Genomic DNA, 14,419 nt, shown 5'->3' with positions numbered 1-14,419 from the left:
GCCATTCTGCCGGTGCCCGCGGGCGCGACCGACGAGTCGCCGGTCACACCCGGGGCCCCGCGCCCCGGGAAGCGCCCCGGGGATCAGTACCCCGGGTTCGGGCCCTTCTCGTCGCCCTGCTGCGCGAGGAACCGCTCGAACTCCGCGCCGAGCTCGTCGGCGGTCGGCAGCTCCGCGGTCTCGGCGAGCAGGCTCGGCCGCCCGATGTTCCGGGCGAACGCGTCGTACTGCTGCTCGAGCGCGTGCACGACGGTCTGCACCTCGGGCTGGTCCTCGACCTGGCGCTCGACCTCCAGCATCGTCTCGGAGGCGGCCTCGGTCAGCGCCCCGAGGTCGAGCTCGAGACCCGCGGCGCGCTGCACGTGCTCCAGGCCGGTGATCGACGCCTGCGGGAACGGCGACTGCGCGAGGTAGTGCGGGACGTGCACGGCGAAGCCCATGGCGTCGTGCCCGGACTGGCCGAGCCGGATCTCCAGGAGCGTGCCCGCGGAGGCGGGGACCTGCACGGTGCCGAACCACGACGTGTAGTCCGCGACCAGCTCGGGCCGGTTGGCGTGCGCCGTGACCGACAGCGGCCGGGTGTGCGGGATGCCCATCGGGATGCCGTGCAGGCCGACGGTCAGCGGCACGTCGAACCGCTCGACGATCTGGCGCACCGCGGCGGCGAACCGCTCCCACTGCACGTCCGGCTCGACGCCGTGCAGCAGCAGGAAGGGCACGCCGGAGGTGTCGCGCACCAGGTCGACGGCGAGCTCGGGCTCGTCGTACTCGCCCCAGTGGTCGCCCTCGAAGGTGGCGGTGGGGCGGCGGGAGCGGTAGTCGAGGAGCTGGTCGACGTCGAAGGTCGCCAGCCGCTCGGTCGGGAGCTGCTCGGTCAGGTGCTCGGCCGACAGCCGCCCGGCGCCGCCGGCGTCCACGAAGCCGCGCACGGCGTGCACGAGCACCGGCCCGCTGCCGCCCGCGGTCCGCGCCTCGACCTCGGCGGCGACCGCCGGGTCGACGGCGTAGATCTCGCTCGGGTCCAGCATGGGGTCCTCCCTGGGGGTCAGTCCGCGCGCCGCCCGGGGGGCGGCGTCCTGAGGGTCACAACACCGCGGGTGCCGCGCCTCTTCCCGACCGGCCGGACGATCTTCGCGCTGGCGGGGACCCCGGCGACCGCCACCCTGGTCGGCCGTCACACGACCGGTCCGGAATGGTGGAGAATGGACGGCCGCTCCGGCCGGACGACCGCCCGTCGACCGCCGCCGGGAGCGACGCAGGACGGTGGCGCCACCCGGGGGTCCGGGCGCCACGGGGACGACCGACGGGAGCACGCGTGACCGGGATCGAGGCGCAGCTGGCGGCCGAGCAGGAGGTCGTCGACGGCCTGTACGCACGGCTGGACGAGCTGCGGGCGGGCACCCGCGACCGGCTGGCGGAGGTCCGCCGGGTCGGCCCGTCGGGCTCGCCGCAGAACCGCTCGGAGCGGGACGCGTTCGCGACGCTCTACGAGGACCGCCTCGCGCGCCTGGAGGCCGTCGAGGACCGGCTGGCGTTCGGCCGGCTGGACCTTGCCGACGGCGGCCGCCGGTACATCGGCCGCATCGGTCTGAACGACGACGAGCACGCGTCGATCCTCACGGACTGGCGCGCGCCGGCGGCGCAGTCGTTCTACCGGGCGACGTCCGCGAACCCCGACGGCGTCGTGCAGCGCCGGCACCTGGTGACCCGGGGCCGCCGGGTGACCGGGCTGGAGGACGAGGTCATCGACCTCGACGTGCTCGCCGACGAGGAGGCCGCGGCCCGGCTCGGCGCGCTGTCCGGGGAGGGCGCGCTGCTCGCGGCCCTGGCCGCGCGGCGCACCGGCCGGATGGGCGACATCGTCGCCACCATCCAGGCGGAGCAGGACGCGATCATCCGCGCCGACCTCGCCGGCGCGCTCGTCGTCCAGGGCGGCCCCGGCACCGGCAAGACGGCCGTCGCGCTGCACCGCGCCGCCTACCTGCTGTACGCGCACCGCCGCGTGCTCGAGCGCTCGGGCGTGCTGCTGCTGGGCCCCTCCCGGACGTTCCTGCGGTACATCGACCAGGTGCTGCCGTCCCTCGGCGAGACCGGCGTGGTGTCGACCACGGTCGGCGAGCTGTTCCCCGGGGTCGTGGCGACGGGCACCGAGGACGACGTCGTCGCCGAGATCAAGGGCCGCCCGGTGTGGCGGAAGATCGTCGAGCGCGCCGTGCGCCAGCGCCAGCGCGCGCCCGAGCAGCCGACGGTCGTGACGATCGACGGCCACCGGATCGTCGTGAAGCCGTCCGACGTGCGGGGGGCGATCAACCACGCCCGCCGCGGGCACCGGCCGCACAACCAGGCACGGGTGACGTTCGTCCGCGACATGCTGGGCCGGCTCGCGGAGCAGTACGTGAGCCAGCTCGGCTGGTCGGTGGCCCCGGACGAGCGCGGCGAGATCCTCGAGGAGCTGCGCACGACCCGCGAGATCCGGATCTCGCTCAACCTCGCGTGGATGCCGCTCACGCCCCAGGGGCTGGTCTCCGCCCTGCTGTCGAAGCCGGCCCGCCTCGACGCCGCCGCGCCGGAGCTGTCCGCGCACGAGCGCGCCGCCCTGCTCCGCGACGCCGACGCCCCGTGGACCGAGGCCGACGTCCCGCTGCTGGACGAGGCGGCGGAGCTGCTCGGCGAGGACGACCAGGCCGCCCGCGCCCAGGCGAAGCACGACGCCGCGCAGCGCGCCCAGGAGCTCGACTACGCCCGCCAGGTGCTGGAGCAGTCCGGCACCGGCCTGGTCTCGGCCGAGCTGCTGGCGGACCGGTTCGCCGCGACCGGCCCGGCGCTCACCACCGCCGAACGCGCCGCCGCCGACCGCACCTGGACCTACGGGCACGTGGTGGTCGACGAGGCGCAGGAGCTCTCCCCCATGGCCTGGCGGATGGTGCTGCGCCGGGTGCCGACCCGGTCGCTCACCGTCGTCGGCGACGTCGCGCAGACCTCGACCGCCGCGGGCACCCGGGACTGGGCCGCGACGTTCGACCGGATCCTCGCGGGCGGGTGGCGGCTGTCCGAGCTCACCGTGAACTACCGGACGCCCGCGTCCGTCGCCCGCGCCGCCGAGCGCGTCGGCCGCGCGGCCGGGCTGCCGCTCACCCCGACCACCTCGGCGCGCGACGTCGAGGACGCCCTGCGCACGGAGCTGGTCGACGCGGCGGCCGTGCCCGAGGCGGTGGCGCGGCAGGCCGAGGCGGCGCTCGCCGCGGTCCGCGACGCGAGCGGCGCCGGGCGCGTGGCCGTCATCGCGGCCCCCGAGGCGCTGCCGGCGCTGGCGCGGGTGCTGCCGCAGGCCGGGGCGACCCGGGCGGGCTCGCCCGACCTGGACGCCCCTCTGACGCTGATGACGCCGACGCAGAGCAAGGGCCTGGAGTTCGACGCGGTGGTGCTGGTGGAGCCGGCCGACGTCCTCAAGGGCGGGGCGGGCGACCTGTACGTCGCGATGACCCGGCCGACGCAGGCGCTGCGGGTCGTGCACAGCCGGCCGCTGCCGGCGGGCTGGGAGCAGCCGGACGCGGACTGACCCGCGGCACGGGTGTCCGAGGACCGGGACCGGCTTGGAACCGCGCGCCTCGAGGCGCACCATAGGCCCGTGCTACGCGCCCTGCTCCTCGAGAACCTGCATCCCCAGGCCCGCACCATCATGGAGGCGGCCGGCTACGAGGTCGTCACGCGCTCCGGCGCGCTCGACGAGTCCGAGCTGATCGAGGCGCTGCAGGGCGTGCACCTGCTGGGCATCCGGTCCAAGACCAACGTCACCGAGGCCGTGCTCGACGCCGCGCCCGACCTGGTCGCGGTCGGCGCCTACTGCATCGGCACGAACCAGATCGACCTGCACGCGGCGGCGTCCCGCGGCGTCGCGGTGTTCAACGCCCCGTTCTCGAACACCCGCTCGGTGGTCGAGATCGCGCTGGCCGACATCATCGCGCTGACCCGGCGGCTCACCGTGCTCGACAAGTCGATGCACGAGGGCGTCTGGAACAAGTCGGCCGACGGCTCGCACGAGGTCCGCGGTCGCACCCTCGGCATCGTCGGCTACGGCAACATCGGCACCCAGCTGTCGGTGCTCGCCGAGAACCTCGGCATGTCCGTCGTCTTCTACGACACCGCCGAGAAGCTGGCGCTGGGCAACGCGCGCCGCGCGGAGACGCTCGACGAGCTGCTCGACGTCGCCGACATCGTCACGCTGCACGTCGACGGCCGCAGCGGCAACGCCGGCCTGTTCGGCGCCAAGCAGTTCGCGCGGATGCGCGAGGGCGCGATCTTCCTCAACCTGTCGCGCGGCTTCGTCGTCGACTACGCCGCCCTGCGCGACGCGGTGCTCGCCGGGCACGTGGCCGGCGCGGCCGTCGACGTGTTCCCCGTCGAGCCGAAGCGCAAGGGCGACCCGTTCGAGTCCGAGCTGCGGGGCCTGCCGAACGTCATCCTCACCCCGCACACCGGCGGGTCGACCGAGGAGGCGCAGGAGGCGATCGGCCAGTTCGTGTCGAACAAGCTCCGCGACTTCATGAACACCGGCACGACGATGCTCAGCGTCAACCTGCCGAACCTCACGCTCGAGGCGCGCCCGGGCGTGCACCGGCTCACCTACCTGCACCGCAACGTCCCCGGCGTGCTGGCGGCGGTCAACAACACGCTCGCCGAGCACGGCGCGAACATCGAGGGCCAGCTGCTGGCCACCCGCGGCGAGGTCGGCTACGTGGTGACCGACGCGGTCGCGGTCGAGCCCGCGGTCGTCGCGGCGCTGCGCGCCCGCCCGGAGACGATCCGGCTGCGCGTCGTCGACTGACGACCGGCCCGCCCGGCGGGGTGCCCGGCCCACGCGCTAGCGTCGGGACCGTGCACCTCGCCGACGACGCCCGCCACGACCGACTCCCCCTGCGCCGCGCCGGGCGCTCCGGCCTGGACCTCCCCGCGGTGACCCTGGGGCTGTGGCAGAACTTCGGGGACGCCACGCCGTTCGCCGACCAGCGCGCGCTCGTGCTGGCCGCGTTCGACGCGGGCGTCGTGCACCTCGACCTCGCGAACAACTACGGTCCCCCGCCCGGCGCCGCCGAGGAGAGCGTCGGGCGGCTGCTCGCGACGGACCTCGCGCCGTACCGCGACGAGCTGCTGATCGCCACCAAGGCCGGCTACCGGCAGTGGCCCGGCCCGTACGGCGAGTTCGGCTCGCGCAAGTACCTGCTCGCGTCCCTCGACCAGTCGCTGCGCCGGCTCGGCACCGACCGGGTCGACGTGTTCTACAGCCACCGGTACGACCCGAGCACCCCGCTGGAGGAGACCCTCGGCGCGCTGAAGACCGCCGTCGACTCCGGGCGCGCCCTGTACGCGGGGATCTCGTCGTACTCCGCGCGCCGCACCGCCGAGGCGCTGGCCGTCGCCGACGACCTGGGCCTGAGGCTGACCCTGCACCAGCCGTCCTACTCGATGCTGAACCGCTGGGTCGAGCAGCCCGACGGGGAGGCCGGCGACCGCAGCCTGCTCGACGTCGCCGGCGAGGCCGGGCTCGGGGTCGTCGCGTTCTCGCCCCTCGCCCAGGGCATGCTCACCCGCAAGTACCTGGGCGGCGTGCCCGAGGACTCCCGGGCGGCGCGCGGCGGGCCGCTGCGGCCGGAGTACCTGAGCGACGAGAACCTGGACCGGGTGCGCGCGCTGAACGCGGTGGCGGAGGCGCGGGGCCAGTCGCTCGCGCAGCTGGCCGTCGCCTGGGTGCTGCGGGACCCGCGGGTGACGTCGGTCGCGCTCGGCGCCCGGACCCCCGAGCAGCTCCGGGAGAACCTCGCCGCCGTCGACGGCCCCGCGCTCACCGACGACGAGCTGGCCGAGATCGACCGGCACGCGGGGGACGCCGGCATCAACCTGTGGGGCTCGCGGTCCTCGGACCTCTGACACTCACAGGGAACTCTGCGCCGTTGCCTCGGGCTACGCACACGTAACTTACGCATCCGTAGGTTACGGTGACCTCGTGACCGACTTCACGCGACCGTGGCACTCCTCCTACGCGCCGGGCGTCCCGCCCGTCGTCGACGTGCCCGACGAGCCGCTGACCGCCGCCCTGGACCGCGCCGCCGCGTCCTGGCCCGAGCGCGTCGCGGTGGACTTCATGGGCGGGACGACGACGTACGCCGAGCTGGCGGGTGCCGTGGCGCGGGGCGCCGCCGTGCTCCGCGGCCTCGGCGTCCGCGCCGGCGACCGGGTCGCGATCGTGCTGCCGAACTGCACCGCGCACGTCGTCGCGTTCTACGCCGCCCTGCGGCTCGGCGCGGTCGTCGTCGAGACGAACCCGACGTACACCGCCGACGAGCTCGCGCACCAGCTCGCCGACTCCGGCGCCACCGTCGCGCTCGTCTGGGAGAAGGCCGTCGCGCCCGTCCTGGCGGGGCAGGACCGCACCGCGGTCCGCACGGTCGTCGCGGTCGACGTGTCGGCCGACCTGCCCGCCGCCAAGCGCCTCGCGCTCCGGCTCCCCCTGCCGGCCGCCCGCCGGACCCGCGGCGCCCTGCGCGCCGCGCTGCCGGCCGGCACCCCGGTGTGGCACCGCCTGGTCGCCGAGGCGACCGCGCTGCCCGCCGGGACCCCCGGGCCCACCGCGGACGACGTCGCGCTCCTGCAGTACACGGGCGGCACCACCGGCACGCCCAAGGCCGCCGTGCTCACGCACCGGAACCTCGCCGCGAACGCCGTGCAGGGCCAGGCCTGGACCCAGGCCGAGCCGGGCACCGAGACGATCTACGGCGTGCTGCCGTTCTTCCACGCGTTCGGCCTGACTCTCTGCCTCACGTACGCGACCCGCGTCGGCGCGACCCTGGTGGCCTTCCCGAAGTTCGACCCGGCGACCGTGCTCGCCGCGCAGCGGCGCCGCCCCGGCACCTTCCTGCCGGCGGTGCCGCCGATGCTCGACCGGCTCGCCGCGGCCGCCGAGGCGAAGAAGGCCGACCTGTCGTCCTTCCGGTACGCGATCTCCGGCGCGATGTCCCTGTCGGCCGAGACCGCCGCCCGCTGGGAGCGGCTGACCGGCGGCCTCGTCATCGAGGGCTACGGCATGACCGAGACCTCCCCCGTCGCGCTCGGCAGCCCGCTGTCCCCCGCTCGCCGCCCCGGCGCGCTCGGCCTGCCGTTCCCGAGCACCGACGTCCGGGTGGTCGACCAGGAGGACCCGACCCGCGACGTCGCCCCCGGCGAGCAGGGCGAGCTGCTGATCCGCGGCCCGCAGGTGTTCGCCGGCTACTGGAACCGGCCCGAGGAGACCGCCGACCAGCTGCTGCCCGGCGGCTGGCTGCGCACCGGCGACGTCGTCCGGCTGGACGAGGACGGCTTCGTCGTCCTGGTCGACCGGATCAAGGAGATGATCGTCACCGGCGGGTTCAAGGTGTACCCGTCGCAGGTCGAGGACAAGCTCCGCGGCATGCCGGGCGTCCGGGACGTGGCCGTGGTCGGCCTGCCCGGCGGCGACCTCGGGGAGAAGGTCGTGGCCGCGATCGTCACCGAGCTCGGGGCGCACGTCGACATCGCCGCGGTGCGCGAGTGGTGCGGCGAGCGGCTGGCCCGGTACGCGGTGCCCCGCGACCTCGTCATCCTGCCCGAGCTGCCGCGGTCCCAGATCGGCAAGGTGCTCCGCCGGGTGGTCCGGGACGACCTGCTGGCGGCCTCGGCGGTCTGACGCCCGCCGCGCGTCCGGCGGCAGCACGACGAGGGGCCCCGCACCGGAAACCGGTGCGGGGCCCCTCGTCGCGCGGGTCAGCCGCGGGCGACCGGGAGCGTCCGCTCCCACCAGTCGAGCACGTGCTCGAACCGCACCAGCCGGTGCTGCGGGCGGCCCGACCGGGTCAGCTCGTGGCCCTCGCCCGGGAACAGCAGCAGCTCGGCCGGCACCCCGCGGCGCTTCAGCTCGACGAACCAGCGCTGCCCCTGCTCGACCGGGCACCGCCAGTCCTGCTCGGAGTGGATGACGAGCGTCGGCGTGGTCACGCGGGACACGTGCGCCATCGGCGACTGGGCCGCCACCTGCGCGCGGGCCTCCTCGTCGTCGCCGTCGCCCAGGTACTCCAGGCCGAAGAACCAGCCGATGTCGCTCGACCCGACGAACGACACCGGGTCGAGGAAGCCGCGCTCGACGATCGCGCCGACGAACCGGTCGGTGCGGGTGGTCAGCCACGCCGTGAGGTAGCCGCCGTAGGAGCCGCCCATGACGCCGACCCGCTCGCCGTCCAGCGCCGGGTCCTCGAGCGCCGCGTCGAGCAGGGCGAGGACGTCGTCCGTGTCGACCGTGCCGAAGCCGTGCTGGATCGCCTTGCCGTGCGCCGACCCGTAGCCGGCCGCACCGCGCGGGTTGCCGTAGACGACCGCGTAGCCGGCCTCGGCGAGCGTCTGCACCTCGTCGAACAGGCCGACCGTGTACTGGGCGTAGGGGCCGCCGTGGATCATGAGGATCGTCGGGTGCGGGCCGGCGAACCGCTCCGGGTCCGGCGTGACGACCCAGCCGTGCACCGGGTAGCCGTCGGGCGCGGTGGCCGTGACCTCGCGCGGCGCGCGGACCCGGCCGGTGGCGCGCAGCGGCGCCGACCAGTCGGTGAGCGCGCGGGTCTCCCCCGTGGCCAGGTCGACCGCGTGCAGGTCGCCGGACGTGGCCGGGCCCGCGGCGGTGACGACGGCCACCGGCGCGTCGGTCGCCGCGGCGACGCCGTGGGCGACGAGGCCGGTGAGCAGGTCCCGGGTCGAGCCGTCGGCGCGGTGCTGGCGCAGGACGACCGTGCCACGGTGCAGCACCCCCGCGAGGACGCCGTCCGCCGTCACGGCGAACGTCCCGGGGTCGAGGTCGACCGCCTCGGCGTCGGTCAGCCGCTCGGGGGCGCCCGCGGCGGTCGGCGCGGCGTCGCCGGCGGTCAGCGGGAGGCGGAACAGCCCCGTCTGGCTCGCGACGAACTCCCGGCCCGACGACCCCATGTCCTGCGCGAGCAGCCACAGGGCCGCGCCGTCGGCCGACGGCAGCGCCGCGGCCACGGCGAGCGTGCTGCCGGCGTCCGCGTCGGTCAGCGGGACGAGCGCGTGGTCGGCCTCGGGTGCGGTGTCCACGACGACCGCGTCCGAGCGCAGGTCCTGGTCCTTGCCTTCGTGCCGGGCGGCCACGGCGACGACGTACCGCCCGCCGGGGAACCAGGCGACCTGCTCGACGTCGGTGTCGCCGGACGTGATCTGGCGGGCGGCGGGCTCGTCGGCCTCGGCCGTGGGCAGCGCGGCGCGGGCACCGGGGTCGGCGGGCACGTCGACGACGAACAGCTGGCGGCGCTTGTCGCGCGTGAAGCCGACGCCGTCGTTGCGGTACGGCAGCTCGGTGATGTGCCGGGGGCGCTCGGCGCCGGAGTCGCCGTCGCCGTACCGGCCCTCCTCGGGCACCCGGGCGACGAACGCCAGCGTCGCGCCGTCCGGCGAGAACCGCGCGGTCTGCACGCCCAGCGGCGCGTCGGTCAGCCGGACCGGCTCGCCGCCCGCGGCCTCGACCAGGAACAGCTGCGGACGCCCCTTCGGCTCGGCGCGCAGGAACGCGACCCAGCGGCCGTCCGGCGAGACCTGCGGGTCGGTGTCGCGGTGGCCGCGGGTCAGGCGCTGCGGCGGCGTGGCGCCGTCGGTCGCCACCCGCCAGAGCTGGCCGGTGTACTCGTCGGACTCGAGGTCCGGGGCGGTGCGGGCGACGACGGCGAACGAGCCGTCGGGGGCGACCGCGGGGGTTCCGGGGGCGTGCAGGAGCGCGAGGTCAGCAGGGATCACGGATCCGACGGTAGTACGCGCGGGGCGCCCGCGGGGCCGGAGACGCCGCTCCGGGACCCGCGCGGGCGGGTCCGGGACGGGTGCAGGCCGGCTGCGTGCCGGGTGCGTCGCGGGTCGGCGACCCGCGCGGGGCCTCCCGGCGACGCGTCAGGCGGTCGGCGCGTCCTCGGCGGGCGCATCCGGCGACGCGACGCGGGCGGCGTCGGCGGCCTCGTTCTCCGCACGCAGCACGGTGATCGCCGCCTCGAAGTCCTCGAGGCTGTTGAACGCCTGGTAGACGCTGGCGAACCGCAGGTAGGCCACCTCGTCCAGGTCGCGCAGCGGGCCGAGGATCGCGAGGCCGATCTCGTACGCGTCGAGCTCGGCGCTGCCGCTCGCGCGCAGGTTCTCCTCCACGCGCTGCGCGAGCACCGCGAGGTCGTCGTCGCTGACCGGTCGGCCCTGGCAGGCCTTCCGGACGCCGTTGACGATCTTCTCCCGGCTGAACGGCTCGGTGGCGCCCGACCGCTTCACGACCGACAGGCTCGCGGTCTCGATCGTGGTGAACCGGCGGTTGCACTGCGGGCACTGGCGCCGGCGGCGGATCGACAGGCCGTCGTCGGACGTGCGGGAGTCCACGACGCGGGAGTCGGCGTGACGGCAGAACGGGCAGTGCATGGACGCCTCCTCCGGGATGTGGTGCACGCGCCGGGGCGGGACCGCGACGATGCGCGCCCGCCCGGACGACCGGGACACGGTAGGGCTCCGGGAGCGGGCGGTGCAAGGCGGATCCGCGCAGGGGTGAACCCGCTGGTCACGAGCGGGGGAAGCGGTGCCCGGGCAGACGACGAGGGTGGCCGCTGCTGCGGCCACCCTCGTGGGGACGCCCCCGTCCCGTCTCGTCCGGACGACTCGCCTCGTCCGGACGGTTGCTGCACGCCTCTGCGTCCGACCCGAGGGCCGTGACGACGACGCGTCCCTCGCGGCGAGCCCCCCAGCCAGCCGTTCGAGGTGGCACCACAGTAGAGGCGCGCCTGCCAATTACGCAAGCACCGAGTGCCGTAATCCGTTCGAGACCTGCACGGCGACTGACCAGCGGCTTCGGAGCGGCTCGAATCGACGATCCAGGCCCGCTCGCACGGGTCGCGGCGACCGACCCGCCGTCAGGAGCCGGCGGGGAGCAGCAGGACCTGGCCGGCCTGGAGCGAGGCGTCCGCGAGGCCGTTCAGCTCCTGCAGGCCGAGCACGACGTCGCGCACGTCCTCGCCCGGGCCGGCGACGCTGGCGGCGATCGCCCACAGCGTCTCTCCCGACTGCACCGCGTGCGTCGTGACCTCGGTGGCGCGCTCCGGCGACTCGGCCACGGCGCGCCCGCCGACCAGGCCGCCGAGGACGACCGCCAGGCCCAGGAGGGCGACGACGACACGACCGCGCCGCGTCAGGTGGAGACGGCCCTCGCCGCCTGCGGCGACCGGCCGGCGCGCATCCCCGTTGCGCCGGGCGGGAGCCTGCCGGCGCGCCGGACGGGCGATCCCCGGGTGTGCTGCGATCGCGCTCATCCCCACCACTTCCCTCCTGGGCCGCCGGGCGACCCGAGTCGAACACCTGTTCGTTCGAACGCTTGTACGATGGAACCACACCCCACCGACGATGTCGAGACACGATCGAACAGGTGTTTGATCCCGCCCGTCCGTCCCCCTACGCTCGGTGACGTCGGGTACAGCGCACCACGAGGCACTGACACGCCCGCCCGACGGACCGCCCCGGACCCACCTGCGGGCGGCCTGACCAGGGCGGACGGGACGGGAGCGGGGACATGGCGAGCGACGGGACGGGCACCGCGGCGGGCCTCGGCGAGGCGGCCGTGGCCGAGCTCGGGGACGGCGACGGGCTCACGCCGCGGCAGCGGCTGGTCCTCGAGACCGTGCGCGCGTCGGTGGAGTCGCGCGGCTACCCGCCGAGCATGCGGGAGATCGGCGACGCCGTCGGCCTCACCAGCCCGTCCAGCGTCAAGCACCAGCTCACGGCCCTCGAGCGCAAGGGCTACCTCCGCCGCGACCCGAACCGGCCGCGCGCGATCGAGGTCGTCCAGCCAGACGACTCGCGCGGCGTGGCCCCGCTCCCCGGGCTCGCGGGCGTCACCGGCATCGGGGACGCCGACTCCGCGGCCCGCGACGGTGCGCCCGAGGCCGCGTACGTGCCGGTGGTCGGCCGGATCGCCGCCGGCGGACCGATCCTCGCGGAGCAGCTCGTCGAGGACGTGTTCCCGCTCCCCCGCCAGCTCGTGGGCGCCGGCGAGCTGTTCCTGCTCAAGGTCGTCGGCGACTCGATGATCGACGCCGCGATCTGCGACGGCGACTGGGTCGTGGTCCGCCGGCAGCCCGTCGCCGAGAACGGGGAGATCGTGGCCGCCATGCTCGACGGCGAGGCGACGGTCAAGACGCTCAAGCGCGCGGACGGCCACGTGTGGCTGCTGCCGCAGAACCCGGCGTACTCCCCGATCGACGGCGACCACGCGCAGGTGCTCGGGCGCGTCGTCTCGGTGCTCCGCAGCCTCTGACCCGGCGGGGCACCGCCCCCTCCCGGGCCCGGGTCAGACCTCCCCGCGCAGGGCGGCGAGCGCGCGCCGCACGTCCGCCGCGTCGTTCCAGACGTGGAACGCCAGCCGGACCCGTCCCGCGCGGCCGGCGACCCGGCAGCCCGCGGCCAGCAGGGCGCCGCGCCGTCGCCCGTCGGGGTCCGGCAGCGTCACGATCGCGCTGCCGCCGGACCCGAGCCCGAGGCCCGCGCGGAAGTCGTCGGCGAGCCCGATCGCGTGCGCCTGGACGGCGTCGGGGTCCACGCCGGCGAACGCGTCCAGCGACTCGGCCGCGCCGAGCCACGCCTGCCAGGCCGGCGACACGTCGAACCGCCGCGCGTCCCCCGCCAGCCGCATCTCGGGCCCGTAGCAGGACGCCCAGGGGTCCTCGCCCGCGTACCAGCCCGCGTGCACGGGGCGCAGCGCGTCCTGCGCCCCGGCCCGGACGGTGAGGAAGCCGGTCCCGCGCGGCGCGCACAGCCACTTGTACGCCGCGGTCACGCTGACGTCGTACCGGGACGCGTCGACGCGGAGCCACCCGGCGGCCTGGGTGAGGTCGCACAGCGTCCGGGTGCCCGCCGCCCGGGCGGCCGCGAGCACCGCCTCGTCGTCGAGCACCGCGCCCGTCGCCGACTGCACCAGCGAGTAGGCGACCAGGTCGACGCCCGGCACGACGGCCTCGGCCAGCCGCTCCGCCGGCACGTGCTCGACCCGCAGCCGGTCCTGCGCGAGGAAGGGGAACACCACCGAGCTGAAGTCGCCCGCCACGCACACCACGCGCGCGCCGTCCGGGAGCGACGCCGCGGCCACCGCCGCCATCGCCGAGACCTGGGACCCGATCGCGACCCGGTCGGCCGGCACGCCGACCAGGGCGGCGAACCGCTCCCGGGCGGTCCCGACCGCGCGCTCGTACCGCGCCACGTCGAGGCCGCCGGACGACCAGCGGTCCACGTCCTCGTGCAGCGCCCGGGCGGTGCGCCGCGGCGCGACGCCCGCGGTGGCGGCGTCGAGGTGCCCCGGCGCGGGGTCGAAGTCGGAGCGCAGGTCGGCGAGGGAACGCATGCCCTCAGCCTCGTCGGCGCGTACCCATGCAGACAAGCACCGATTCCGCACCGACCCATGCATCCGCCTTATGGTGGGTCCATGGTCGCCCGCAGCCTCGACGCCGCCGCCCTGCGCCTCGTGCGTGCCGTCCGGGACACCGGCAGCGTCACCGCCGCCGCGCGCGAGCTCGGGCTGACGCAGCCGGCGGCGAGCCAGCAGCTGCGCGCCGTCGAGCGGCTCGTCGGCACGCCGGTCGTGGTCCGCGCCGGGCGCGGCGTGCGGCTCACGGACGCGGGCCGCGTGCTCGCCCGGAACGCCTCGGCGGTGCAGTCGGCGCTGGACGCGACGCTGGAGGAGGTCGCCGCCGTGGCCAGCCTGCGCGCGGGCCGGGTGCGCGTGGCGGCCTTCCCGTCCGCGGCGGCCACCCTGCTGCCCGCCGCCCTCGCCGCGCTGCGCGCCGCCCACCCCGGCGTGGGCGTCACGCTCGTGGAGGCGGAGCCGCCCGAGGCGCTGGCCGAGCTCGCCGCCGGCCGGGTGGACGTCGCCGTGACGTTCCGCGACGCGGGACCCGACGCCGGGCCGGCGGACGCCGGCGGGCTGCGGCGGGCGGCCCTGCTGCGGGACGAGGTGCTGGTCGTGCTGCCCGCGTCCGACGGGCGCGCCGACGGCGAGCCGGTCGACCTCGCCGGGCTCGCCGACCGGCCGTGGATCGCGGGCTGCCCGCAGTGCCGCGCGCAGCTCGTCGGCACCTGCGCCCGCGCCGGCTTCGCCCCGCGGGTCGACTTCGCGACCGACGACTACCTGGCGGTGCTCGGCCTGGTCCGGGCCGGCCTCGGCGTCGCGACGCTGCCCGGGCTCGCGCTGGCCGCGCTGCCGCACCCCGGCGTCACGGTGCACCCCGCCCGGCCCGGCGCCGCGCGGCTGGTGGAGGCGGTCGGCGAGGCGGGCACCGCCCGGGTGCCCGCCGTGGTCGCCGCGGTGGCGGCGCTGCGCGAGGCCGCGGCGGCGGTGCGGCAC

General features: G+C 76.3%; 11 protein-coding genes. 6 read left to right on the top strand and 5 right to left on the bottom strand.

Going from position 1 to position 14,419, the window contains the following annotated elements; translation table 11 throughout:
• Positions 1-83: 83 nt before the first annotated feature.
• Positions 84-1,028: a proteasome assembly chaperone family protein gene (locus tag AC3WUG_RS14625; protein ID WP_324846646.1), complete on the bottom strand. Its 945-nt coding sequence runs from the start codon at positions 1,026-1,028 to the stop codon at positions 84-86.
• A 287-nt stretch (positions 1,029-1,315) separates the two neighbouring features.
• On the opposite strand from AC3WUG_RS14625, the gene AC3WUG_RS14620 reads away from it, so the two are divergent.
• The 4 genes from AC3WUG_RS14620 (at position 1,316) to AC3WUG_RS14605 (ending at position 7,696) form a co-directional block, all read left to right on the top strand.
• Positions 1,316-3,559 carry a HelD family protein gene (locus tag AC3WUG_RS14620; RefSeq protein WP_492328343.1) on the top strand — a complete coding sequence of 748 codons (2,244 nt, stop codon included), beginning with the start codon at positions 1,316-1,318 and terminating at the stop codon, positions 3,557-3,559.
• Positions 3,560-3,628: 69 nt separating this feature from the next.
• On the top strand, positions 3,629-4,825 hold the full coding sequence (serA, locus tag AC3WUG_RS14615; RefSeq protein WP_492328342.1) for a phosphoglycerate dehydrogenase: 1,197 nt from the start codon (positions 3,629-3,631) through the stop codon (positions 4,823-4,825).
• A gap of 50 nt (positions 4,826-4,875) precedes the next feature.
• Positions 4,876-5,925, top strand: a complete 1,050-nt coding sequence (locus AC3WUG_RS14610) for an aldo/keto reductase (RefSeq protein WP_492328341.1) — start codon at positions 4,876-4,878, stop codon at positions 5,923-5,925.
• A 76-nt stretch (positions 5,926-6,001) separates the two neighbouring features.
• On the top strand, positions 6,002-7,696 hold the full coding sequence (locus AC3WUG_RS14605; protein WP_492328340.1) for an AMP-binding protein: 1,695 nt from the start codon (positions 6,002-6,004) through the stop codon (positions 7,694-7,696).
• A gap of 77 nt (positions 7,697-7,773) precedes the next feature.
• Here AC3WUG_RS14605 and AC3WUG_RS14600 read toward each other — a convergent pair whose 3' ends face one another.
• The 3 genes from AC3WUG_RS14600 to AC3WUG_RS14590 all read right to left on the bottom strand — a co-directional run bounded on the left by AC3WUG_RS14600 (position 7,774) and on the right by AC3WUG_RS14590 (position 11,339).
• Positions 7,774-9,801, bottom strand: coding sequence for a S9 family peptidase (locus tag AC3WUG_RS14600; protein ID WP_492328339.1), 2,028 nt, complete (start codon positions 9,799-9,801; stop codon positions 7,774-7,776).
• A gap of 147 nt (positions 9,802-9,948) precedes the next feature.
• Positions 9,949-10,458 carry a transcriptional regulator NrdR gene (gene nrdR / locus AC3WUG_RS14595; protein WP_492328359.1) on the bottom strand — a complete coding sequence of 170 codons (510 nt, stop codon included), beginning with the start codon at positions 10,456-10,458 and terminating at the stop codon, positions 9,949-9,951.
• A gap of 485 nt (positions 10,459-10,943) precedes the next feature.
• Positions 10,944-11,339: a LysM peptidoglycan-binding domain-containing protein gene (locus AC3WUG_RS14590; RefSeq protein ID WP_492328338.1), complete on the bottom strand. Its 396-nt coding sequence runs from the start codon at positions 11,337-11,339 to the stop codon at positions 10,944-10,946.
• A gap of 257 nt (positions 11,340-11,596) precedes the next feature.
• Between AC3WUG_RS14590 and lexA the strand changes: the two genes are divergently transcribed.
• Positions 11,597-12,340, top strand: a complete 744-nt coding sequence (gene lexA / locus AC3WUG_RS14585; protein ID WP_492328337.1) for a transcriptional repressor LexA — start codon at positions 11,597-11,599, stop codon at positions 12,338-12,340.
• A gap of 33 nt (positions 12,341-12,373) precedes the next feature.
• On the opposite strand, the gene AC3WUG_RS14580 is transcribed toward lexA, so the two are convergent.
• Positions 12,374-13,420, bottom strand: coding sequence for an aminotransferase class V-fold PLP-dependent enzyme (locus AC3WUG_RS14580; RefSeq protein ID WP_492328336.1), 1,047 nt, complete (start codon positions 13,418-13,420; stop codon positions 12,374-12,376).
• Positions 13,421-13,501: 81 nt separating this feature from the next.
• Between AC3WUG_RS14580 and AC3WUG_RS14575 the strand changes: the two genes are divergently transcribed.
• Positions 13,502-14,419 (top strand): LysR family transcriptional regulator (locus AC3WUG_RS14575; protein WP_492328335.1); only part of this gene is annotated, 918 nt, incomplete at its 3' end.

The organism is Cellulomonas sp. EB106-03-03-XG116, from assembly GCF_058792015.1.
The sequence above is the reverse complement of the archived record's forward strand: the minus strand, read 5'-3'. Positions and strand labels throughout refer to the sequence as shown.